Origin of the sequence: Kitasatospora purpeofusca, from assembly GCF_042691725.1 — a bacterium.
Taxonomy (GTDB): domain Bacteria; phylum Actinomycetota; class Actinomycetes; order Streptomycetales; family Streptomycetaceae; genus Kitasatospora; species Kitasatospora purpeofusca_B.
Window position 1 is genome coordinate 144,565 of sequence record NZ_CP170483.1, and the last position, 23,274, is coordinate 167,838.

Annotated in this window: 19 protein-coding genes; 7 read left to right on the top strand and 12 right to left on the bottom strand. The window is 73.7% G+C overall.

The genetic code is table 11. The features are described 5' to 3' along the window. The first annotated feature begins 7 nt into the window (after positions 1-7). Positions 8-1,006 carry a replication-relaxation family protein gene (locus ACFCLZ_RS00695; RefSeq protein ID WP_380282582.1) on the top strand — a complete coding sequence of 333 codons (999 nt, stop codon included), beginning with the start codon at positions 8-10 and terminating at the stop codon, positions 1,004-1,006. Between the two features lie 286 nt (positions 1,007-1,292). Here ACFCLZ_RS00695 and ACFCLZ_RS00700 read toward each other — a convergent pair whose 3' ends face one another. The 5 genes from ACFCLZ_RS00700 to ACFCLZ_RS00720 form a co-directional block, all read right to left on the bottom strand. Then, positions 1,293-2,060 carry a hypothetical protein gene (locus ACFCLZ_RS00700; RefSeq protein WP_380282583.1) on the bottom strand — a complete coding sequence of 256 codons (768 nt, stop codon included), beginning with the start codon at positions 2,058-2,060 and terminating at the stop codon, positions 1,293-1,295. Between the two features lie 62 nt (positions 2,061-2,122). After that, complete coding sequence (locus tag ACFCLZ_RS00705) at positions 2,123-3,361, bottom strand: IS110 family transposase (RefSeq protein ID WP_380282584.1); 1,239 nt, start codon at positions 3,359-3,361, stop codon at positions 2,123-2,125. A 996-nt stretch (positions 3,362-4,357) separates the two neighbouring features. After that, positions 4,358-5,293 (bottom strand): DUF4238 domain-containing protein, encoded by a 936-nt coding sequence (locus tag ACFCLZ_RS00710; RefSeq protein ID WP_380282585.1) that lies wholly within the window; start codon positions 5,291-5,293, stop codon positions 4,358-4,360. Between the two features lie 150 nt (positions 5,294-5,443). After that, positions 5,444-5,839 carry a DUF4238 domain-containing protein gene (locus ACFCLZ_RS00715; RefSeq protein ID WP_380282586.1) on the bottom strand — a complete coding sequence of 132 codons (396 nt, stop codon included), beginning with the start codon at positions 5,837-5,839 and terminating at the stop codon, positions 5,444-5,446. Positions 5,840-6,439: 600 nt separating this feature from the next. Continuing rightward, complete coding sequence (locus tag ACFCLZ_RS00720) at positions 6,440-6,568, bottom strand: hypothetical protein (RefSeq protein WP_380282587.1); 129 nt, start codon at positions 6,566-6,568, stop codon at positions 6,440-6,442. Between the two features lie 300 nt (positions 6,569-6,868). On the opposite strand from ACFCLZ_RS00720, the gene ACFCLZ_RS00725 reads away from it, so the two are divergent. After that, on the top strand, positions 6,869-8,377 hold the full coding sequence (locus ACFCLZ_RS00725) for a TolB family protein (protein WP_380282588.1): 1,509 nt from the start codon (positions 6,869-6,871) through the stop codon (positions 8,375-8,377). Between the two features lie 605 nt (positions 8,378-8,982). On the opposite strand, the gene ACFCLZ_RS00730 is transcribed toward ACFCLZ_RS00725, so the two are convergent. The 4 genes from ACFCLZ_RS00730 to ACFCLZ_RS00745 all read right to left on the bottom strand — a co-directional run bounded on the left by ACFCLZ_RS00730 (position 8,983) and on the right by ACFCLZ_RS00745 (position 13,092). Continuing rightward, positions 8,983-9,525 (bottom strand): GNAT family N-acetyltransferase, encoded by a 543-nt coding sequence (locus tag ACFCLZ_RS00730; protein ID WP_380282589.1) that lies wholly within the window; start codon positions 9,523-9,525, stop codon positions 8,983-8,985. 233 nt (positions 9,526-9,758) lie between these two features. Then, positions 9,759-11,054, bottom strand: a complete 1,296-nt coding sequence (locus tag ACFCLZ_RS00735; protein WP_380282590.1) for a serine hydrolase domain-containing protein — start codon at positions 11,052-11,054, stop codon at positions 9,759-9,761. Between the two features lie 149 nt (positions 11,055-11,203). Further along, positions 11,204-12,475, bottom strand: coding sequence for a hypothetical protein (locus ACFCLZ_RS00740; protein ID WP_380282591.1), 1,272 nt, complete (start codon positions 12,473-12,475; stop codon positions 11,204-11,206). A gap of 137 nt (positions 12,476-12,612) precedes the next feature. Further along, positions 12,613-13,092: a hypothetical protein gene (locus ACFCLZ_RS00745; RefSeq protein ID WP_380282592.1), complete on the bottom strand. Its 480-nt coding sequence runs from the start codon at positions 13,090-13,092 to the stop codon at positions 12,613-12,615. Between the two features lie 556 nt (positions 13,093-13,648). Between ACFCLZ_RS00745 and ACFCLZ_RS00750 the strand changes: the two genes are divergently transcribed. Next, on the top strand, positions 13,649-14,155 hold the full coding sequence (locus ACFCLZ_RS00750) for a DUF2004 domain-containing protein (protein ID WP_380282593.1): 507 nt from the start codon (positions 13,649-13,651) through the stop codon (positions 14,153-14,155). Between the two features lie 3 nt (positions 14,156-14,158). On the opposite strand, the gene ACFCLZ_RS00755 is transcribed toward ACFCLZ_RS00750, so the two are convergent. Beyond that, the gene (locus ACFCLZ_RS00755) at positions 14,159-14,743 is read right to left on the bottom strand and encodes a DUF4240 domain-containing protein (RefSeq protein ID WP_380282594.1); all 585 of its coding nucleotides are present in this window, start codon (positions 14,741-14,743) and stop codon (positions 14,159-14,161) included. Positions 14,744-15,081: 338 nt separating this feature from the next. Here ACFCLZ_RS00755 and ACFCLZ_RS00760 point away from each other — a divergent pair, with 338 nt between their 5' ends. From ACFCLZ_RS00760 to ACFCLZ_RS00770, 3 genes are all read left to right on the top strand, one after another. Next, positions 15,082-15,441: a CATRA system-associated protein gene (locus ACFCLZ_RS00760; RefSeq protein ID WP_380282595.1), complete on the top strand. Its 360-nt coding sequence runs from the start codon at positions 15,082-15,084 to the stop codon at positions 15,439-15,441. Then, complete coding sequence (locus tag ACFCLZ_RS00765; RefSeq protein WP_380282596.1) at positions 15,434-16,990, top strand: CATRA conflict system CASPASE/TPR repeat-associated protein; 1,557 nt, start codon at positions 15,434-15,436, stop codon at positions 16,988-16,990. The genes ACFCLZ_RS00760 and ACFCLZ_RS00765 overlap by 8 nt, the downstream gene beginning before the upstream one ends. A gap of 78 nt (positions 16,991-17,068) precedes the next feature. Further along, positions 17,069-20,134 (top strand): CHAT domain-containing protein, encoded by a 3,066-nt coding sequence (locus tag ACFCLZ_RS00770; RefSeq protein WP_380282597.1) that lies wholly within the window; start codon positions 17,069-17,071, stop codon positions 20,132-20,134. Between the two features lie 245 nt (positions 20,135-20,379). Here ACFCLZ_RS00770 and ACFCLZ_RS00775 read toward each other — a convergent pair whose 3' ends face one another. Further along, positions 20,380-21,222, bottom strand: coding sequence for an NmrA family NAD(P)-binding protein (locus tag ACFCLZ_RS00775; protein WP_380282598.1), 843 nt, complete (start codon positions 21,220-21,222; stop codon positions 20,380-20,382). Between the two features lie 64 nt (positions 21,223-21,286). On the opposite strand from ACFCLZ_RS00775, the gene ACFCLZ_RS00780 reads away from it, so the two are divergent. Further along, complete coding sequence (locus ACFCLZ_RS00780) at positions 21,287-21,622, top strand: winged helix-turn-helix transcriptional regulator (protein WP_380282599.1); 336 nt, start codon at positions 21,287-21,289, stop codon at positions 21,620-21,622. A 144-nt stretch (positions 21,623-21,766) separates the two neighbouring features. Here the strand turns inward: ACFCLZ_RS00780 and ACFCLZ_RS00785 are convergent, their stop codons facing one another. Beyond that, positions 21,767-23,005, bottom strand: coding sequence for an SUKH-4 family immunity protein (locus tag ACFCLZ_RS00785; RefSeq protein WP_380282600.1), 1,239 nt, complete (start codon positions 23,003-23,005; stop codon positions 21,767-21,769). Positions 23,006-23,274 lie beyond the last annotated feature (269 nt).

Below are 23,274 nucleotides of genomic sequence, written 5' to 3' on the forward strand. Positions count from 1 at the left end.
CATCGCGATGACGTCGTCCAGGACGAGGGCGAGGGCGAGGAGCGGGGCGGAGCCGGACGGCGAGACGCGGGAGGTGGAGATCACCTGGGCGGTGCTCGCCGCGCTGTTCCAGTTCCGCATCGCCACCGCCGAGCAGCTGCGCCGGCTGACCGCGCCGGACGCGGGTGTCGAGAAGATGCGGGCGCGGCTGCGCCGGCTGCGGGCGGAGGGCCTGGCCGCGGAGCTGGTGCTGGTGCTGGTGCTGGTGCTGGTGCTGCCGCAGTCCGGGAGGACCAGGGGCTGGTTCCTGACCGAGCACGGCGTGCGGATCGCCGGCGCCTTCCCCGAGCTGGCGGACATCCCCGCCCCGCGCACCCCCGGGGACGAGACCGCGTTCAAGTACACGGTGTGGCACCAGCTCGCCGTCGTGCGCACCCACCTCACGTTCCTCACCGACGCCCGCGAGCGCGGGGACGCCTACGGGCCGTTCGACTTCGTACCGGAGGTCACCCACCGCTTCGCCGAGGGCAAGGAGGGCACGGTGCGCCCGGACGGCCTGGTCCACTACACCCGCCACACCGACAACGGGCTGGTCAACAACACGGCGTTCGTCGAGCTCGACCGCGGCACGACGGGCGGGATTCGGCTGGCGGCGAAGCTGCACGCCTACGCCCGCTACTGGTCGACCGCGCCGCTGCCCGCCGGGATGCGGGCCGGCACCATCGAGGCCGTGCAGGGCGGGCGCAGGCCGCTGTGGGAGCGCCGCTACATGCGATTCCCTCGGCTGCTGTTCGTCCTCACCGGCACCGGCGACACCGGCTTCGGCAACCGCTGCCGGCAGCTGGAGCTCACCGCCCGCAGCCACCAGGTCGCCAGGATGCTGCAGACCGTCCCGGCCGGGGTCGCCAGCCTGGAGGACCTGGAGACCGACGGCCCGGGCGCCGACAACTGGTGGCCGATCACCGACCTGGACAGCGGCCCCGTCCCCTGGTGGGAACTCGTCGGCACCAAGCCCGACCAGCGCTGACACCCACGCCTACCTTGATGCCCGCCCCGGAAGCTCCCGGGGCGGGCATCAAGGTAGGCGAACCCGGCCCCACCAATGCTTTGACCTGCGAGTTTTACCCGGGCTCCAAGGCTTCCGGGGCCCACATGGGACGGCTTCCAAGGTATCGGGGAAGCCTTCCAAGGTTGGTCATCAAGGTGCCCGGCCGGACGGCGGGGCGACCATCAAGACACCTCACGGCGCCAAGCCGTCAAGTCGGGACAGCGGGCACGAGCGCAATGTTCGATTTCAAGGGCCCTGCCGGTGGTCAGGGAGCGTCCTTGGTATGGCTTCGGGCGAAGTTCCATGGGGCAGGTGCATTGGCGGCCTCGTACTCGTCCGCGATGCCGAAGACGCTCCCGCATCCCGGGCATTCCGCCAGGCCGAACAGGTGCGTCAGGCCCCAGGCGAGCCGTTGCTGGCCATCCCGTACGGCCGACTCGTGCAGCATCCGCCCGGTGCCGGCCAGCTCGTGCGGGGTGGCCGGCCGGAGCGGGACCTGGTGGACGTCTCCCAGGTTCCAGTCCCGGATCGAGGAGTAGCAGCCGTAGTCGCCGACCGCGATCGTCACCGAGGCGTCGCAGTGTGGGCAGGCGACGGTGACGAAGGAATCGGTGAAGTCGTCCAGGGTCTCGAACCACAGGGGCTGGCCGTCGAACGCGAGCATGGCCCGCAGCCGGCCGAGGTAGGCCTTGCGGTCCAGGCCAGGCCTCAGCCGGGCGGCGGCCGTGGCCCGCAGCTCGGCCAGGGTCGGCGCACGGCGGGCGACTTCTTCGTCGACGCCGTGGGGTTGGAGGAGGCCACCCGCTATGGCTCCGGCCAGTTCGAGCGCCCAGTCCCCGATGCCCTCGGTCTTCGCGATGTCTGCCAGCCGCGGCAGTGCGGCGATGCTCGCGGGGGTGATCGTCCCCTGGTGGCACAAGCGTCCCCAGAGCAGGTCGATCGCCTCCTGGTCACGATCGACAGCCCGGTTCAGTAGCCCGGGTATCGCGTGTGCCGGGCCGTAGGCGTCGTGGAGTGTGGACCAGTCGATCATCCGGTGATTCAAGCACGCTGTCGAGCGGCCTCCGCGGGTCGGTGAGTCGCAAGCGATATCACCTACGCCACCGCCAGTGCTGGGGACTGCGGCGCGGGGAACGCGGTGTGTTCGTCGAACAGGCGGCGGTTCTTGAGGCAGTGGTAGAGCTGGCCGAGCATCCGGTTGAACAGGTTGCGCTGGCCGGCGGCGTGCCAGTCACCGTGGTCGTCGCGGCGGCGCCGGTAGTGGGCCTTCGCGCCGGGTGAGGCGGTGATCGCGGAGAACGCCCAGAGATAGCCAGCGTGGTTGAGCCGGTCGTTCTTCACCCAGCGGCGGGTGATGCTGGACTTCTTGCCGGAGGCCCGGGTGACGGGGGAGGCACCGGCGTATGCCTTGAGGCCGCGGGCATCGGCGAAGCGTTGCCGGCCGTCTCCGATCTCGGCCAGAACCCGGGCGCCGAGCTGGGTGCCCAGGCCGGGGAAGCTGCAGATGATCTCGGCGGCCGGGTGCTGCGGGAACACCTCCTCGACGGCTTGGGCGAGGTCCTCGGCGGCGGTGCAGGCGGCCGTGAGCTGGCCCAGGAGGGCGAGCATCTGCCGACCGAGCGCATCCTCGACCAGCGGGGGCTGGTGGGCCCAGCCGGCGCGGAAGACCTCGCGCAGCCGCTCGACCTCCGCGTCGATGCCGCGCTGACGGCCGGCACTCTTGAGGGCCGCGGCGAGCTGCGTGCGGGTCAGCCGCGCGGCCTTCGCCGGGGTGGGGGCGGTCTTGAGGATCTCGCGGGCCTCTGGTCGGCACAGGCCGTTCTTCCACGGCTCGAAGGCGGCGAGGGCAGCCGGGTAGTACTCGCGGAGCAGGGAGCGGAGCTGGTTGGCCATCTGCTGTTTGTTCCAGACGGCGTCCTGCTGGGCGCGGGCGAGGACGGCGACGGCGCGGGCCAGGTCGCTGTCGTCGGGAAGCGGCCGGTGGGCGTGCATGTCGGTGCGCAGGATGTTCGCCAGGACCAGGGCGTCGCCGGGGTCGGACTTCTTGCGGGAGACGGCGTGCCGGTCGCGGTATCGGGCGGCGGCCATCGGGTTGATCGCGAAGACCTTGCGCCGGCCGGTCCGCAGGACCGCGACCAGAAGGCCGCGGGAGGTTTCGATCGCGACAGGGATCGGGGTGTCCTCGGTGTCGCCGTACTCGGCGAGCAGGTCCAGCAGCAGCTTGTAGCCGGCCGCGTCGTCGGTGATGTGCCGCTTGGCCAGCAGCTGTCCGGTGTCGTCGACCAGGGCGACGTCGTGCGTCCGCTCGGCCCAGTCGATGCCGCAGTAGATCAATTTGTTCCCTCCCTAGGGCACGGTGTTTGCGCTGGTCACGAGCACATGCGGGCCACGCAGCGACCTAATTCCGGGACTCGACCACCCGGCCGGTCCGCCACCTCACTAGCCGTTCGTGGCACCAGCGCGCCGCGCGGGCCTCGGTCTGTTGCGGGAGCTCGGGCGGCTCGGGCAATTCGAGAGGTCACCGTGCGGCGGGCTCGCACCACCAACACCAACGAGTGATCAAGAGCTGGGTGTTGACGGTGGTGACGGTCACGGAGACGCCGGACGTCGCCGCTCTTGATGTAGGCCTCAAGGCCCGGAATCCCGTAGGCATCCGCCCGGCGCCCACGCGGCCGCCACCACCACGAACACTGGGGCCGCGCGCCGATCTATCCGAAGGCCTCAACGGCCCGGGTGGCGCGAGGCGTCACGGCCTCGGCATTCGAACGGACTGGCAGCACCCCCCTGGCTCCCCGATCCGCTATCAACGAATTAGGAGTCCCGCCGGGGCCTGGGGCGGGCATCAAGGTACCTGGGACGACCGTCAAGGAATCCGCCCGCCCGCGCCGGGGCGGCCGTCAAGGTGTGCCGGCGGGGCGCGGCCGGACGCGGATCCGGTCGCGCGTACGATTCCGGCCGTGGGCAAGCAGCAGAAGACCTTCGAGTATCCCGACCGTCTGATCAAGGCGCAGCGTGCGCTGGTGGCCGTGCAGCCCGAGCGCCGGGCGCACCTGGCCTCTCTGCCGGCCTTCAGTGGTGACCTGGAGGCGGCCCGGGAGGGTCTCGCCGAGGAGGTGCTGGCGGAGTCGGCAAGGTTGGAGGAGGCCGAGCGGCAGGCCGCCCACCGGGTGTGGGCCGACGCGTACTGGGCCGGGCTGTCGGGCGGGGACCGGGTCGCCGCCCGCAGCCGCCTCCAGCACACCAGACCAGAACGGGCCGACAGCGGGTGGCGGACCATCAGTGCTCGGCGCCTTGACTCAGGAGGTTCTCTTTCGCATCGCACACAGCGGGTCACAGGCGTGGTCCACCGTTCCCGTGCCGTACCCCCAGGTGAAGCCGATGCGGCACTTGCGCTCGGCCGGCGCGACCGGCGAGCAGCCGACCTGCAACTGCGGTCGCCCGGGTCAGCTTCTTGCCCACGGGCAGTTGAGCGTCGCCGGGCTTGGCGATGATCACCGACTCGGCCCCTCTCACGACGGCCCGCCGCACTTGGTCGACCGTTGACCGACCCACCGTGCGGTGCACGACTTTCACTCCTTGTAGGTCGTTGGTGAGGACGACGAGGCGTCCCGGGCTGATCGGCCACCACAGCTGCGAGTTGGAAGAGGACTGGTCGAACGTCCGCCCCGCGTACGCCGAGAGCTGGACAGGCTGGTCGCTGGTGATGAAGCGCTCGCCCGGGTCGTCCCACAGCTCCAGCTGCCGGGTCGAGTTCTCGTCGGCGGCCCGGAAGGCGGTGTCGAACAGCGCGGTCACGTGGCTGGCGGCCGTCAGCGGCGGGACGGTCTGCGCAGCACGTTCCCTCTGCCACGCGTCCATGGCGTCCAGGTGGCGTCTGGCCTGTGGCGTCCGGTTGCGTTGGAGGGCGACCACGACCGCGAGCGACATGAAGTCGCCGAAATCGAGATCGTCGCCCGGCGACCAGGCACGCAGCAGGCGCAGGAGGCGGGCGGCTTCGTCGTCGATGACGGCCAGCATCGCCTCGGCCTGGTTGTGGGCGTCTACGCCGTTCGCGACCCGGTAGAAGTTCTCCTTCACACAGGTGTCCCGCAGGCCCTGCGGCTGGTCGGTGCCCCTTTGGGTGTCCACCACCCGTACCCGCCGACCGTCGGGACTCCACGCCCGGAGGTAGGACTGCGGCACGTAGTGGTGACGGCGCGACACGCAGTCCCTGCGACCGGTTTCCGCCCTGACACGGGCCATGTAGCTGGCGACCGTCGGGACCACGCTCCGGCCTCCGTCGGAGACCGGCACCTTTCCCCAGGGATTGGGGACCGTCCCCACAAGCTCCCACCCCACGGCTGTTTCCTCTCTGCCGCGCCTGATCGGCGCATTTTTCCTGTCCGCGCAATGCACGTGGTGGCCACATGACCAAGGTCAGGGGCGAGCCGGGTTTCCGCCCTTGGTGCTTCGGCCGCCCTGGTTGAGGTAGCTGCGGACGACGGCGTCCTGGCCGCTGTTGGGGCGGAGGTAGACGCGCCGCTGCGCGGCCTCGATCTGTAGGCGGTTGAGGAAGTCGACCGACTCGGGCGGCGCGGTGCCCATGCCGGTGCGGGGCGTCCTGCCGACCAGGAGGTGCCTGGGGCCGAAGGGCAGCACGATGGCGGTGGAGTCGCCGATCGCGACGTTGAAGACGGTGCCGCTCTCGCTCTGCTGGATCGCCAGAGCCGGGGTGTCACTCAGAAGGAACTCGCCGGTGCCGGGCACCAGGATCTCCAGTCCGGCACTGCTGATCATCTCCTTCGCCTTGGCGAAGGTGTGCTCGATCCGCACTCTGAAGTCCGCACCGTTCGCGAAGTTCGCCAGGTTCGGTCCCAGTATCTGGTCCGCCGCCGGGCGGCCAGGCCCTGCGGTCCGGCGAGGTGGAGCCCGCTGCGCTCCAGTACCGCCAGGCGCAGCAGGTCCGACTGGTCGGTGAGTAGGGCGGTGCGGTGCTCTGTGTAAAGGGCCCTGACGACCGCTTCGACGAGCCGGCGGATGCTCCGGCCCAGCGGGGTGGCGGCGATCAGCGCCCCGAGGGTCACGGCGCTCAGCACGGTCCACAGCTCGTCGTTCCGGGAGCGGGACCGGTTCCGCCGACGCAGGCGGACGATGACGATGCGAGGAACGCGCTCGCGCTGATCGTGTACTCCAACAACCCCACCCCGTGTCACACGTCCGAAACTCCCCGCGAGGATGCCAGAAGTCCACCGCCGGCGGGCCGAATCGGGAATAGCCGGCCGGGCCCGCACAGGCCGTTCGGCCTCCCACCATCCGGATGCGGTCAGTCCCCGCAGATCCCCGGAACAAGGCGGCCCGGGCCCGCGCGGCCGGTCCCCCCGCCGGGGGTGCCGTGGGTACGGGCGAGATCGGCGCCGGCCCGGGATGGGGGCATCAGACGTGCACCACCTCGTGGACCGGGGCGGAGGTGGCCGCCGAGCGGATGCGGTCGGCGCGCTCGCGCAGCGCCCGCACGGTCTCCGGGCGTTCGAGGCACAGGTGGTGCGACGTCTGATCCAGCAATCCGAGGGGCGAGGCAGGCCGACAGCGCGCGGGAGGACTCGCCGCAGCGGCGCCCCGGCGGCGGGAACGGGGCGGGCGCGGGCCGGGCCCGAGGCGGTGGCGCGCCCCGGGTCCGCCCGGCGGAATCCGTCACACCGGGGGCGACGGTTTGGCGGGTTCTCATCAAGGCAGTGTCCGGGGCATTGACCCGGGTCCTGCCCGGCGGTTGGCTCGTAGCCAGCCGACCGCCGAGGGGGGCGGGCCGCGCGGCGGTGCCGGGCCGGGCGCACGGTGAGGCGCGAGCAGGGGAGGGAACCCGTCATGACCACCACACCACCAGTCGCACGCACCGCACGTACCGCCCGGGGCCCACGCGCGGCACGGGCCGCCGCGGTGCTGGCCGCCGTCGTCCTCGCCGGGGCCACGGCGGTCGTCCCCGCCCAGGCCGCCCCGGCCGACGCGGCGCAGGCGGAGCCGGCGCACGCCGGGGGGATCTGGGCGCGCACCGCCCGACTCAGCACCGGTATCGGCGGCGCCGAGCCGGACCACGGGAGCCGGGCCACCGGGCTGAGCGCCGGCGGCCGCTGGGCCGTCTTCGACTCCGACGCCACCAACATCGTGCCGGGCGACACCAACGGCACGACCGACGTCTTCGTCCGCGACCTGTGGACCGGCGGCATCGAGCGGATCAGCCTCACCTCCACCGGCGCACAGGCCGACGACTTCTCCTACGAGGGCGAGATCGACGCCCTCGGCCGCTCCGTGGTGTTCACCTCCCGGGCCGGCCTCGTCCCGGAGGACACCAACGGCACGACCGACGTCTACGTCCGCGACCTGTGGACCGGCGGCATCGAGTGGATCACGGCCGGCGGCCCGGCCCAGCTGGAACCCGACCGGTACGCCAACGAGCCGTCGATCAGCGCCGACGGCCGCTACGTGGCCTTCTCCTCGACCCGTGACGACCTGGCACCCGGCGCCGGCCCCTACGGCACGGTCAACATCTACGTCACCGACCGGTGGCAGCACACCACCCGCCTGCTCACCATCGGCACGGACGGCTCACCGGCCAACCGCCACTCCTTCTGGCCGGTGATCAGCGCGGACGGCGGAAGCGTCGGCTTCATCTCCCGCGCCACCAACCTGGTGCCGCGCACCGAGGGCGGCCCGGCCGTCGAGGACCCGGCCGACGCGCAGGCCGCCGCCGACGACGAGGCCGCGCAGCCCCGGCCCCGCCGCCGCTACCTCCACGGCGACGACACGGCCGCCCGGCCGCCCCGCCAGTACCCGTACTACGTCCACGACCTGGCTTCCGGCCGCACCACGGTCGCCAGCGCCGACGAGTCCGGCGCGCCGCACCCCGCGGCCACCGGAACGATCAGCCCCGACGGCCGCCTCGCCGTCTACTCCTACCTCGTCCCCAACGAACCCGGCAGCAACTTCCGCCACCAGGAGCTCTTCGTCCGCGACCTCAGGACGGGCGCGGTCCGCCGACTGCCGATCGCCCTGACCGGCACCGTCACCACCGGCAGTTCCTCCGAGCCGGTCGTCGCCCCCGGCAACCGCTGGGTGTACTTCAACTCCAACGCCGACAATCTCGTCCCGGGCGACACCAACCACGCCGCCGACGTCTTCCGGCACGACCTGTGGACCGGCCGCACCGAGCGGGTCAGCGTGGCCGCGGACGGCTCCCAGTCCACCGGCAGCTCCTACGACCCGGTCGTCGGCGGCCTCGGCACAGCCGTCCTGTTCACCGCGGACGACGGCACCCTGGTCGACGGCGACGCCAACTTCTGGAACGACGCCTTCCTCCGCCGCGTCCTGCCCTTCTGACGCACCGACCGCCCCCGACAGGTACGTCCCCGACGGCCCCGGCCCCACTGGGGCGCACCCGCGCCGGACCCCGGTCGGCGTCCCCTGACGACACGGCCCCGGACGCCGTCGTGGCGGCCGGGGCCGTGGTCGAGCCGTTCCCGAAGCCTGTTGCGGACGATCGGAGAGGGGCACTTCTCCGGTATGGGTGGGGTGCGCTTCGAGGTCGGGAGGCACTTCGGCCTGCCGGCACTCGGCTTCCCGCTGCAAGCCGCAGGAACGGGGGCCGTCGCAGCGACGGCCGGCCGCGGCGAGGGCGCTTCGCCGGATGATCCCGACGCCCGGGCGGATCAGGGGCCAGTAGGCGGCGAACCGCCGCCTCGCGCGGGCGTCGATCCCCTGGATCCGCGTGCGGGGGTCCGGGACGGAGATGCCGGGCCCGAATTCGAGGGTGCTCGAAGGGCTTTGCGGGGCCGGTACGCCCAGGCGGCCGGCTGGCAGCGGAGCCAGTGCTACCTCCTCGGCTCCGAGGTCAGGTCGACCGGTACCGGCTGGTTCAACGCGGTCGCCCAGGTGTTCTGTCAGCGCTGAACCGCGCTGCCGCACCGGCCGCCGCACCGTCGGCATCACGCCCCGGGCGGCAGGGAGAGTTCGTAGCGGCTGAGCCAGACCGCCGGGCGGCCGTCCTCCGGCCGCTCCCAGGGCGGGCCGTCCACCGGCACGTCCCCCCGGTGCACGAACCCCCGGCCCTCGTAGTACGCCCGCAGCCGGCCGTTGTGCCGGACGCAGTCCAGGCGCAGCGCGTCGACGCCCCGCTCCCGAACCGCCTCGCGGGCCCGGTCCAGGATCACCGCGCCGAGCCCCGGTACCCGGCGCCGAACCGCGAGCCGGTGGACGTACCCGGCGGTGCCGCCGAGCTCCGCCCACATCGGGTCGGCCCAGTCCAGGGTGAACGTGCCCGCGGGCTCGCCGTCGACGTCGACCAGCCAGGTCTCGCCGCGGGCGATCGCACCCTCGACCCAGTCCGCGCCGAAGCGCGCCGGCCACTGCCGGACCCCTTTCGCACCGAGCCAGGCCGCGGCCTCGTCCAGCACGCCCAGCACCTCGTGCGTGTGCTCACCTGCGGCGCGCCGGAAGGCCACGCTCTCCCTGTTCCACTCGACCGTCATGATCCGGATTGTCGCAGCCGATCCGCCGGCACCCCCGACCGGCCCCGACCGGCCTGCCCCGTGCCTGCGCTCAGCTCCGCAAGACCTTGTCCAGCCGGTCGCAGAGCACCCGAACGCCCCCTGGTCGACGGCGGGCACCGGACCCCTGTCCCACCGATCAACGGCTCCGGCGTTCCCGTCACGTGCGGATCATGACGGCTTCCCCGCTGCCCGGCCGGTCCGGTGTCCGGCGGTCAGCCGGTCGGGGTGGCGGCGGCCGGCCGGCGGCCGCAGAAGGCGGTCGCCAGCAGCTTCTGCGAGGTCTTCCAGCCCTGGCCGGTGTTGCGGTAGCCGTTGGTCGAGACCGCCACCAGCCGGCTGCCGTCCAGGGTGCCGTAGAGGGCGCTGTTGTGGCCGCGGCCGGTGCTGCCGTTGTTGCCCCAGACCTCGCCGCAGGGCGTGGTCAACCGGCCGATCCCCAGGCCGTACTGGGCGGCGCCGCTCGCCGGGGCGACCGTCAGCATCTCGGCGAGCAGCGGTGCGGGGAGCAGCCGCCCGGCGAGCAGGGCCTGGAGGAAGGTGCCAAGGTCGGCGGTGGTCGAGATGCCGACGCCCGCCGCGTCCATCTCGCTCGGCTCCATCTCGGTGACGTCCACCGGGCCGCCGGGCAGATCGAGGTAGGTGTGCGCGTGCGGGCCGCGGATCCCCGTCGCGTGGACCGGCATCGAGGTCCCGGTCAGCCCCAGCCGGTCGATGATCCGGCGCTCGACCTCCCGGCGCCAGTCGCGGCCGGTGACCCGCTCGACGATCATGCCGGCCAGCAGGTAGTTGGTGTTCGCGTAGCGCCAGCCCGTGCCGGGCGCGGAGTACGGCGGGTGGCTGTTGGCCACCGCGAGGAGCTGCTGCGGCGTCCAGCTCCGCCAGCGGCCCTCGCGGAGCCAGGTCTCGTGGTCGACACCGATGGCCGGGTCCTCGGTGTAGTCGAACAGCCCGCTGGTGTGGTTGAGCAGTTGGCGCACGGTGATGGAGCCGCCGCCCGGGACGGCACCCGGCAGCAGGCTCTCCACGCTGTCGTCCAGCCCGAACCGTCCCTCGCCGACCAGTTGGAGGACGACCGTCGCCACGAAGGTCTTGGTCACGCTGGCGATCCGGAACCGGCCGTTCGCCGAGGGCTCGGCGCCGGTGGAGAAGTCGCCCACGCCCTGCGCGCCCTTCCACACCGTGCGCCCGTACTCGGTCACCCGGGCGAGGGAGCTGGACGCCCCGCCGATCCCGACCATGCCCTCCAGCGCCTCGTTCAGCGCCGGGGCGTCCACGCCACCCTGGTGCGGGCCACGGCCGGCCGCCTCCGCGCCGTTCCCCGGCTGCTCCTCGCCGACGGCCGCCGCTCCGGCCGGCCCGGTGCCGAGGGCGCCGGCGGTCGGGGCGGTCACGCCCACCAGGCCCGCGCCCGCCAGCGCGAGCGCGACGACCCGCACGGCCGTGCCGCGCCGTCCGGCGCGGACCCGCGCGCCCGGCGCCGTCCGCGCCCCGTTCCGGTGCTCCGCCACCCTCATGAGTCCTCCTGTGTCCGTGTCGACGGCTTTCGCCGTATTCGAAAGATGTGCGGGGCTGACGCTCGGTCCGGTGAATCCCAGCGGGTCCTTGACGCACAGCACCTCGACGGAGGCGCGCGGCCACGCCGGATACGCGGCGCCGGCTAGAACCCGAAGACCTGCAGGCCCGGGTACTCGTCCTCGATGATCGTCGCGATCTCCGTCACGTAGAGGTTCGGCGAGCAACCGGGCCGCGTCCCCCCGAACGGGTTCTTGCACTTCGCCCCGCCCTTGCTGCCGGAGATGATGCCGGTGGCGTACACGTCGTCACTGGGGGTGTACTGGTAGACGGGGCCGCCGCTGTCCCCCATCCCCGCCATGTCGCGGCCGGCCACCTGGTCGACCTCGTACACCTTGCGGGTCTTGCCGCCGAGCTTCACCTCCCAGCCCGTCCTGACGACCTTGCCCTGGCACACCTCCCCCATGAGCGCTCCGTCCGCGCAGAGGAGCTGGTTCTTGAAGGCGCCGGCGTGCCCGTAGACCCTGCGCGTCTCCAGCTTCGCCCTGACAGGACCCCCGCTGTAGACGTTCGACGACGCCCGGGTCACCTCGATGAGTGCGACATCGTGGTAGGCGTTGGCGGAGCTCACCTTGCCGATCACGGCACTCGCACCGGTCCTGACGGTGTCACCCGTCTGCGCGCAGTGCTCGGCGGTGAGCAGGTAGTAGTTGTCGTGCCCCTGAGTCTTCACACCGAAGGCGGACGAGCACAGGTTGCCGCCGGGCACCTTGATCAGCGATCCGCCGTACCAGGGCGAGCTGTCCGACTCCCTGCCCGCCAAGGCCGTGGCCCCCTCCTCGGCGGTGAGGGTCACGGGAATGCCGTGGGTGAGGCTCTCGGGGAGCGTCTCGCCGAGGTCCTGCAGGGCGCCGGACCGGGCCGCGGAATGGGTCGCGTCGACGCCGACGGTCACCGAGTTGCCGTCCTCGCTCGGCCCCGCCCCGGTCACCCGGGCGCCGCCGACGTCCACTCCGGACTCCACGATCGCATGCGCGCGCTCCTGCAGCTCCCGGCCGCTGTACGCGGCGGCCACGACCGTGACGGCGAGGCCCCGGCCCCGCTGCGCGGCGATCAGATCGTTGACGTCCTGGGGCACCTCGCCCTTCCAGCGCAGGGTGTAGCCGTTGTCCTCCGGCGACAGGGCGATACCCGCGTACCCGGTGGCGGGATCCTGACGGGCCTGCCTGTCGACCTCCTGCGCGGCCAGGGTGATCCGCTCCTGAGTGGCCAGGTCCTCCGCAGACACGCCGGCGGCGTTGGCGGACGGCGCTCCCGCCGCCCGAGCGGCCGAGGCGGGCACCGACGTCAGCGGAACGGCGAGCGCCAACGACGCCACGCCGAGCAGAGCCACCAGACCACGTGCGTTCTTCTTCATCATCTTCCCACCCTTGGATATAAGTCGGGGACTTCCATCGCCCGCGCCTGGATGCGGAGCGCCGCCGAACGGATCCGCCGGGCCGTGCCGCCGGCACCCGCCCCGGGCAGTTCCGGGCAGCGCGCGTGCGGAGCCGGCTACCGGAACCAGCCGCTCCAGTTTCCGTTGGCGTCACGGTTGTTGAACATGTGCCGGCCGTTGTAGGTGCTGATCATCTCCAGCTGCAGAACCGTGTCGGTGAACGCGTTCACCCTGACGGAGCCGGCGGACACATGGCCTCCGAGAGAAACCCACGCGGGGTTCGGGTCACGTCCGGGGTACCACCACCGGGTCCACACGCCGAAGTCCGTCCCGATCACGAAGATCTGCGTGATGCCGTTGCTGAACTGGACCTCCGGAATGTAGCGGTTGAAGCCCTGCCCGCAGACCATCCGGCCTCCCAGGGCCCACGCGACCTCCTCGTAGGTGATGTCCGGCTTCGCACACAAGGGCCTGTCCCACGGCGGCCGCACCCAGTTGGCGCTCGCGGTGCCAGACGCCCCGAGAACGGAGCCCGCCAGCGTGACGGTCACCACGGCCGCCGACACGACCGCCCTCCCCAGCCTGTTCATCCCCACCTGTGGCCTCCCGACCAGGAACGGTCGCCCACCGGACAGCGGGCGACACACAGGGCCCGGCATCCGCCGACCGGCGAAAGAGCATCCCAAGGCCTCCTCGGCAAGCCTTGCAAACGACTTGACGGACCGTCACCGGTTGCCCGCCGATGGTGCCCCCGAGGTCGGGTCCGGATGCCCCCGCACCCGCCCCACAACTGCCCGCGTCCTCGACAACCTTCGGGCGGGTCCACGGCGTCGCCGAACCCCCAACGGGCCGCCCTGTCGCAGGCCGACCCGTCGAGCGTCACGCGCAGCCGGGGCGGGGCGGCCCGGGCGCGACCGGCCACCTGCGGCAGCAAGGGCTCCACCCGCTCCCACGCCGCGCCCGTCGACCCACCTCGACCCGCCACAAGATCGACCGTCGGAGAACCCTTAGGATGCTTCCTCTGGATCACTCCAGCCGCGGCGGGCAGAGACGAGTACCGGAGCGTCGTCGACCGTCACACGACGGAGCCACCGGCGCGGGACTGCCGGCTCTCACGACGGTCCGGCACGACAGGAAGGCGGAGTGTCTCGCATGAAGGCCATTGAGCACGCCCACTTCGGACGGGTGGAGACCAACGCGCTCCCTGACACGGATGTCATCTGGCGGAGCACCTTGCAGCTGGGGGACGACGAGGTCGAGGTCCTGCTGTGGGCCGGACCGTCCAGCGAGCCGGACGCCGGAGAGCTGGACGACCTCGCCGCACGCCTCACCGACCTGCCGGCCCTCGACGCAGCGGCGCGCGCCGCTCTGCGACGGCACCTGCGCGCGGACCGCTACTTCATCGACTTCCACGTCGAGGAACTCGAGGGCGGCGAGGCCGTCGGCCGTCTCCTCCGGGCGGCGGCAGGCGGAGAGGTCGGGGCGGACGCCTTTGTCGCGGCCATGCGCCTGGGCGGCGTCGGGCTGTGGCTGAGCGACCTGCCCGACAGGCCTCCGGTCGTCCTGGACTACGTCTTCGAACCCGACCTCAGTGACCAGGTACTCGCCGTCAAGGTGACCCGGCACGGGGCGGTGACATCCGTCGACTGGGAGAGCTGACGTTCATCCCGCCGGTGCGCCGGGCGCGAGCCCGGCTTCCGCGGGGAAGAGGGCGTCGAGCCGGGGTGTCCCGGCCGTCGCGACGGCCTCCGCGGTGTCGGTGTCCTCCTCGGCCTCCTGGATCGCGTCCAAGGCCCCGTAGAACGCCTCCTCGCAGTCCTCCTGGCCCGTCAGCTCGCCGAACACCTCCTGGGCCACGTAGTCGAGCTCCTCCCATTCCGGCCACTCGTCGTCACGCCACTCCCGCAGGTCCCGTCCCACCAGGGCCCGTACCTCGGCGACGTCGGCGAGGGCGTCCGGATCGGCGAGCACCGCCCGGTACGTCCCCTGCCCCTGGGCCACCAGCCACAGCGCGAAGTAGTCGAAACCGTCGTCGGAGCACAGGCCGCCCTCGATCCGGCGCACCGCCCGCCACAGCGCACCCGTGGCCACCGCCGCGCACGCGGCCTCCAGACGCGCCTGGAACTCGACCGCCTCCGCGGCCGACCCGCGCCGCAGCGTCCCGCTCAGCCACTCCAGCCGTTCGTGCCGGCCACCGGCACGACGGCTCAGCCCGTCCATGAGCGCCCAGAAAGTCTTGTCGTCCATGCCGCACAGGATCGCAACCACCACTGACACGCCCGTCGGCGCCCCGCACGCGAACAGCGGCAGCCGGGTGCGGGCGGAGGCGGGCGCCGTGCCGGCGTTCCAGCTGCGGCGGGGGCCCGTCCAGCGCGGCGCCACGCCCCGGACGGGCGGTCCGGGACTGCCGGCGGCGGCTTCGGACCGGCCGCCGGAGGAGGGGATGACGGCGCGGTCAAGGCCTCATCACCGATCGGCATCAGGCCTGCGGCTTCAGGCGTACGGCCCGCCTTCGAGGGGGAGATGCGCCATGCTGGTCCGGGGGCCGCCGACGCGTGTCGCGGCGACGAGCAGCGGGGGTCGGCATGGCACTGTCCGAGCGGGACCACCAGCGGGTACGGGTCGCGCTGGCACGGGTCACGGCGTGGGACGGATCCGGTGAGCAATGGGACCTGGTGCGGGGCCGGTTGGAGGTGCTGGCCGAAGCCGTGGCACTCGGTGACGCGCGGAAGGCGACCGCCGCGACCGCGGCGGTGGAACGGGTACTGGAGGTGCGCGGGGTGCACCCGATCGACCGGGGCGAGCCCCGCCAGGACCCCCAGGCCGTGCCCGAACCGGTCCGCGAGCTGGTGCACGCCATCGGTCTGCGGCTCCCGCAGACGCAGTCCGGGCCGCAGGAGCCGGGCGGGAACTCCGACGAGGGGGGCGCCCGTGGGCGTGGCTGAACCCGCCCTCGTCGTCCACGCGTTCTTCGTCACCGGACCGGCCGGGGCGGACGACGGCCCCGGAGCAGCCCTCCCGCCCCCGCCGCCCGTCCCCGGTGAGCCTGCCGCGCCGGTGCCGTGGCGGGAGGCACTGCGGCCGCTGTGGCGGCGTTGCCGCGAGCTGGGCATCACCGAGGCCGTACCGGGGGCGTCCTGGCCGCAGGATCCGCCGGAAGCACCGCTGCCCCCGTGGCCGGACGGCTCCGGTTTCCAGGTCCTCGCCGCCGGCACCCGGGCCGGCGGCCCTCCGGTGCGCCAGGCCGTGCTCTACCGCTGCCAGGACGTGCTCGGTCTGAGCGTCGCCCTGGACCCGGCCGACCCGGCCCGGGGCTGGGACGACCTCGACGACGCCTGGCCGGCCGACCTGCTGGGCACCCTCGGGACGGTCCGCCTGTACCTCGGCCTGGTGCCGGGACAAATCGGCGCGGCGCGGGCGGAGTCGGCGCTGAGCCCGGTGCGGGCGGAGTCGGCGTGGGTGGTGCTGCCGGGCGGATTCGCGCTGGCCGCGCTGGCCGAAGCACCGCCGCCCGGCGGATCGGCGGCGCCACCCGCCCGCCGCCTCACCGTCCTCGCCGCACCCGAACACGAGTCCGCGCTCTACGACTTGGTGTGGGCCGACGGCGGCCGCCCCGGCGTCCAGCCGCTCACCCGCCACCTCCTGAACGCCGCCAAGCTCCACTACGAGGCCCAGGTCTACCGGCGTGACCAGCACTACCGCGCCGCGCGGATCGCCGTCCAGGACAGCACCCGGCGGCTGAGCGTCCTGCTCGACCGGGCGAGCGGCGCGGGCGAGCCCCTCCCCGTGCGTGAACTCATCGCGGGCCAGACCGCGTTGCTCGCGGCGACCGCCCGCACCAACGGGTTGGTGGGCGCCCTCGGCGACCTGGTGGCGATGCGCCGCACCGTCCAGGGGCTCGCCCAGGCCTTGCGCCGGCCGCCCGTGGTCGACCGGCACGCCCCACCGGGACCCGACACCGTCTCGGGCTCCGATCTCGCCCTCGCCGACTGGCTGGAGGCGTGCATCGACGACGACACCGCCCTGCTGGGCACCGTTCGCGACACCGCCGCCGCGGTCTCCGAGGCGGCCGGGACGGTGATCCGGGATCTGCTCAACGCGCGGGAGCAGCGCGTCATGGTGGCGCAGACCGCGCTCCTGGGGGGCCTGGTCACCGCGCTCGCCGCCATCCAGTCCTTCGGCATCAAGATCGACGTCGCCGGTCCGGCGCGCAAACCGCTGGTGCTGACCCTGGCCGCGCTGAGCGTCGCGGTGCCGGTGGCGGCCCTGCAGTTCTCCCAGCGGCTCCCGGGTGCCCGGTTCGGCCGCCTCGCCGCGTGGGCGGCGGGCGCGGCGGGCTGCTGCCTCGGCTGGCTGGGCATGGGCCTCCTCGCCGCGGCGGGCCACCGTACGGGCCCCGCCTGGACGGTGGCCGCGGCGGCCCTGTGCGGGGCGCTCACGGCGGGCGCCGTCCATCTCGCGGGCCGCCGGGCACGCGCACCGCGAGGACCGTAGAACGGCGGCCGCCTCACCGAGAACGGCTTCCCCCCGGAGAGCGACCTCTTGATTCCATCCCGCGAGGAAGGCGGCGACATGGCTCCGGCTCTCAAGGTCCGGTGGAACTACCAACGGGCCGTGAGCATCCTGCGCAACCCGCGCGCCGCCGCCGATCCGCGGGCGCTGCGGCGGGCGGTCGGCCTGCTGGAGCAGGCCCGCGCGGCCGTACCGGCCGGAGACCCTCTGCTGACGCAGATCCTCCACGCGCTGGCCGGAGCGCACCACGGAATGTTCCGGCTGACGAAGGACTCCGCCGAACTGGACCGGGCGGTCGTCCACGGGGAGGAGGCGGTGGCGCGGGCGCTGGACGCCGACGACGCCGTACCGGCACGTGGCGGACTCGCCGTGATCCTCGCGTCGCGGTTCGAGTGGACCCGCGACGTCGCGGACATCCGGCGTGCGGCAGACGTGCTGGAACCGGCGACCGCACGGGAGACCGCCGACCCGTTCGAGCGGGCGACGCTCCTGGCGACGCTCGGGCAGATCCAGATGCTGCTGTTCCGCGAGACCTCGCAGGGCGCCGACATCGACCGGGCGGTCGGCGCCCTGGAGACGGCGGCGGCGCTGGCTCCCCGTCATCCGGTGGCCGGGCGGTTCCTGACGAGCCTGGCGAACGCGCTCGCCCTCCGGTTCGAGGCCGGGGGGCACCCCGGCGGCCTGGACGAGGCGGTCGACCGGGGCCGCCGGGCGGTCGCCCATCTCGATCGGCCCGAAGCGCGCGACCTGCCGGCCATGGAGGCGTCCGGCTACCGCTCCAACCTCGCGTCGATCCTGGCGCAGCGGTTCGACGCGGCGGGTGACCCGGCCGACCTCCAGGAGTCGGTCGATCTCCTGCGCGCGGCGGCGGACTCGGTCCGCGACCCGCTCGACGCGGCCGGCCTGCACGGCAATCTCGCGCTGGCACTCACCATCCGCCACCAGCATCTGGGCAGCCTCGAAGACCTCGACGAAGCCGTGGAGCGTGCGCGGCGGTCCGTCGCCACCGGGCCAACCGCGGACATCACCTTCCCGCGCCGGGCCAGCACCCTCGCGGGCGCGCTGGCCCTGCGCCACTCGTCCACCGGCAGCCCCGCCGACCTGGACGAGGCGATCACGGCGTTCCGCCTGGCAGCCGCCCCCGCCCAGGAGGCCGGCGCAGCCGCGGACCCCGATCTGCCGCTGTGGCTGTCCAATCTGAGCACGGCGCTGATCGTCCGGTTCGAGGCGGCCGGCGCTCAGCAGGACCTCCTCGAAGCCGTCGCCGCGAGCCGCCGGGCGTCGGCCGCCGAGGTACCCGAGCTGCGCAGGGCCCCGGTGGAGTCCCAACTCGCAGCCACGCTGACCCGGTTGGCGCAGCACGCCGGGTCGGCCGCAGACGCGGACGCGGCCGTCGAGGCGGCACTGCGGGCGGTCGCGAGCGGGCAGCAGGGGGCCCGGCAGTCGCCCCGGCCCGGGTACGCGATCTGGCTGCACCGGCTGGGCGACGCCCACCGGGCACGGCACCGGCTCACCGGCCGGACGCAGGATCTGACGGCGGCGGTCGACGCGTACACCCGGGCCTCGGACGTCCGTACGGCCCCGTTCACCGTGCGGGCGCGCAGCGCGCGGGAGGCGGGGCTGGCGATCGGCGAGCGGGACTGGCGGGCCGCGGCCGACGCCTGGGAGAAGGCGACGGGGCTGCTGGCCGCCGTCGCCGACCGCAGGATCTCGCGGGCCAGCAGACAGCGGCAGCTGGTCCGGTTCGACGGGCTCGCCCTGGACGCGGCAGCGGCGGCGCTGAACGTCGGGGATCCCGCGCGGGCCCTCGCCGCGCTGGAGCAGGGCCGGGGCGTCCTGCTCACCCAGGCGCTGGAGTCCCGCAGCGACCTCGGTGAACTCGACCGTCTCAGCCCCGAACTCGCCTCCGAGTTCCGTCGGCTGGCGATGCTGGTGGAGGCGGACACGGCGGGCGCCCTGCCGCTGGGCCTCGACGCGGAGCCGAGCGGACCGGGCGCGGAGCGGCGCCGCGCGGAGCGGGCCGACGCCTGGGACGCGCTGGTCTCCCGGATCCGCCGGACCGTCCCCGGCATGTCGCGCTTCCTGCTGCCGCCCCCGGTGAGCGAGCTGACCGCGGCGGCCGACCAGGGCCCCCTGGTGGTCGTCAACGTCTCCACGTACCGCTGCGACGCGCTGCTGGTGACGCCGGACGGTGTGCGGGCCGTGCCGCTGCCCGGGCTCGACGCGCAGACCGTGGGCGCCTACGCGCGGGCGCTGGAGGCCCGGACCGCTCCCGGCGCCGATCCCGAGGAGTTCCTCACCGAGCTGCTGGCCTGGCTGTGGACGGCCGTGGCGGCGCCGGTCCTGGAGCACGCCGAACCCCTGCTCGGCGCCGCGCGGCGCCTGTGGTGGATCCCGACCGGGCTGCTGGCGCTGCTGCCGCTGCACGCCGCCGGGCTGCCCCCGGACGACGCGGGGCAGCGGCCCCCGGGCGTCCCGGAACTGGTGACGGCCTCGTACGCCCCCACCGTCCGGATGCTCCGGCCGCCGCCCCCGAACGCGCCGGACCCCGCGCCGGGCACGCTGGTCGTCGCGGTCGGGCCGGACGGGACCCGCCGGGGCGTACGGCTCGCCCTCGACGAGGCGGCCGCGGTCAAGCGGGCCTCGACCGGTGGCACCGCGCTGCTCGCGGACGGACAGGCGACCGTCGCGCGGGTCCGCGAGGCCCTGTCCGGTGCGGGCCGGGCGCACTTCGCCTGCCACGGCGTCACCGACGCCGGCGACCCCAGCAGCAGCCATCTCGTGCTCCACGGAGGGACGCTGGAGGTCCGCGACATCGCCGTCCTGCGCCCACCGGGAGCCGGACTCGCCTTCCTGTCCGCCTGCTCCACCGCCGCCTCGGGCGAGATCCTCAGCAACGAGGCGATCCACCTCTCCTCGGCCTTCCACCTCGCCGGCTACGCCCATGTCATCGGCACGCTCTGGCCGGTGGCCGACTCCGCCTGCCTCGAACTGACGGAGCAGGTCTACGCGGCCCTGGCCGACCACTCCCCCGCCGAGGCCCTGCGGCAGGCGGTCACCGCGCTGCGCGCCGAGTACCTCGACAGCCCCAGCGTGTGGGCGGCCCACCTGCACCTCGGCCGCTGAACCGGGCGACGGCCGCCCCCCGGGGGGCGTGCCCCGTGAACGCCCGGCTCGATCTCGGCGCCCGGATCACCCTGGCCGGGCTGCGTGCGGCCCGGTAGGGAAAGCCGACGTCCCGGCCGAGGGCGCCCTCCGCACCGATGAGGCCGGGGTCCGCATCAAGGGCCGGTCCTGTGCCCCGATCGGGCGCTGTTGGGGGGATCCTCGGGATCCCCCCAACAGCGTGGGAGCGTGGCGCGGTCAGCCGGTCAGAGGCCGATGTCCGTCAGCCACTGACCGGTGGTCCGGGCGGTGACGCCGAGCAGCTTCTGAGCGGAGTTCTCGGGCGCGATCGCGTGGTCCGCGAGCGTGCTCAGCGCACTGTAGACGGCGGCGACGCCGGCGGCGGGGCCTTCGCCGATCAGGGGTGCGACCGCGGTGCGGAACTGCTCGGGGGTGATCGGCTCGAAGACCACGTCCTTGCCGAGGTGGGTGCCGAACGCCGCGGCGAGGTCAGGTCCGGTGATCGCCGGGTACTGGCCCAGGGAGACGGGGCCGGTGACGTCCGGGCGGTCGAACAGGGCGACGACGGCGTCGGCGATGTCCAGGTGCGACGCCCAGGAGACGGGGAAGTCGGCGCGGATCGGGTAGGGCAGCGCGCCGCGCTCGTGCACCGTGCCGATGACGTACGGCAGGAGCAGGTTCTCCAGGTACAGCGTGGGCTGGATCACCGCGTGCGACACCCCGCTGTCCGCCAGGCCGCGGACCAGCTGTGAGGCCGCGCCACCGGTGCCCGGGTCGATCGGGGCACCGCTGGTGGAGAACACCACGCGGGCGGGACGGGCTTCGCGAAGGGCGGCGAGGATGTTGCGCGCATAGGTCCGGCGGTCCTCTTCGGGAGCCATCGGCAGGTGGACGAACACGCCCTCGGCACCGCGGTAGGCACGGGTCAGCTCTGCGACGGAGTCGTATCCGGCGGCCACCACGCGCGCGCCGTCCACGACGGCGTCGGCGTGACGGGTCAAAGCGGTCACGGACTTGCCCGCGGCGGCGAGAGCGGCGACGACGGGGGCACCCTGGGCGCCGGTGGCGCCGTGAATCACGTAGGTCATGGCGCCATTAGTGCATGCGATGCACCAGTTACATCAACTGCACTAATGGGGTACGGTCACCAACATGACCGATTCCCGTCTCCCAGAGTGCGGTGTCGCCCGGTTCCTCACCCTGCTCAACGGCCCGTGGGCCACCCTGATCGTGCGGGAGCTGCTGCACGGCCCCCACCGCTTCAACCAGCTGCGCGAGGCCCTGCCCGGCATCAGCCCGCACACCCTGACCAGCCGGCTGCGCCAGTTCGAGCGGCACGGCATCGTCACCCGCACGACCTACGCGCAGATCCCGCCGCGTGTCGAGTACGAGCTCACCCCGCTCGGCGAGGGGCTTCGCGACGTCCTGGAAGCCATGGGGACCTGGGCCATGGACGTGCCGGATCCCGCGGCCGACGTCGCCGTTTGAGGCAGGCCCTGGCGGCCTTCGAGGACCACGCCGCCGCCCGGCCGTCACCGCCGGTTGAGAACGCGGCCCTGCCCGGTGCCGGGCACGCCGCGCATCGACGGGGCGGGCCGCAGCTGAACGCCCCGTGCGGGACGGCCCTGGCCGCTACTCGATCAGTTCCCCCATGTGGCAGTCCTCGGCGCGCGTCGGCCAGAACTGGTCCTCGGTGGCCCAGGCCTGCGGGTCGAGGGCCCGCAGAACGGGCTCCGCGACGCTGTCGAGGAGGTCACGGGGCCGGAAGACGGCCCACGGTGACGGGGCGGAGAGTCCGGTCGAGCGACGACGTTCGGAGCGCAGCCGCTCGAAGGTCCACAGGACGTGCAGCAGCGTGGCCAGGTCGCGGTGCAGGTACGGGGCGGGCCGGTCCTCGTCGTGCCAGTCCGGCAGCTCGATCCGCCCGGTGGCGCCGTCGAGGGCGGCTTCGAGGTCGTACGTCCAGCCGCCGAGCGCGAGGTACTCGCCCTGGTACGGGCGGGCGGTCGATTCCTCGTCCCCGTCGTCCCCGCCTTGCCCGTCGTCCACGAAGGCGTCGGGGAAGGCCTCCGCCATGGTGACCAGCGGTCCTTCGGCGGCCACCGTCAGGGGGCCGCGGCGGGAGACCGGCAGTCCGACCTCGGTGAGCAGCTGCCGGGTCGGGGCGTGGACGAGCCGGTCGGGCAGTTCATCGGGGAGGAACCGGCGCACAATGCCTCCACCGGCGAGATCCGCGAGGTCCTCGACCAGGTCCGGCCCGACGGTGTACGGCGCCCCGGCCGCCGCCCGTGGCTCGGCGCCCCACGCGAGCGCACGGATCCGCAGGGCGGTCTCCCAGTGGGCGGGCCGCCCATCGGTGTGCTGCCAGAGGTCCGGGTCGGCCTCGCGGAGTTCCCGCAGCCCGAGCCGGACGGCGGCGTCGACGGTCGCGGGCCCGTACGGCGCCACCTCGTCGCCCTCCTCCCGCTCGTAGGCGCCCGTGGCGACCAGGGTGACGGCCTCCACCACCACGGCCAGGGCGATCAGGGCGTGCGGACTGCTGGCCAGCAGGTCCCGCCGGAGCGCGCCGCTCTCGTCGGGGCAGGCCAGGTACACCGCACCGCTCGCACCGTCGAGCAGGACGGCGATGTCCTCGCCGTCCGCCGGGTACAGGGCCTCGCCCAGGACGAAGAGCCCCTCGCCGCCCGCAGGACCGGCCCCGAACCGCTCGGCAGCCGTTTCCGGGGGCCCGGCCGAGGTGGCCCGCAGGTCCAGGTACGCGTAACACCACGACAGCTCCCCGGACGCGAGCAGCGTTCGGCTCGGCCCGTCGGTGAGCCCGGCCGGCCATGTCCAGGAGCCACCGGGCCGCCCGCCCTCGTCGAGTCCCACCGGTGCGCTCCCCGTTTCGCCGTGCATCGTCCCGCGACAGTAGCCCGTGCCAGTGACAGTCCGGCGGGGCGGTGCCGCCCCGACGCCCCGGCTCGGCCGGCCTGGGCTCCGGCAGGCCCTGGGCGGCAGGTCGGTGTCGCTTCCACTCCTGGGGGGAGGACATCGCTCGCTCACCGGCCGACGGGCGGCTCCGTGGCCGAGACAGCGGCGCCCGCAGGGGTGCCCGCGGCCGCGCGGGAACAGCGGTGATGGAGGCGGCCCAGACCGGC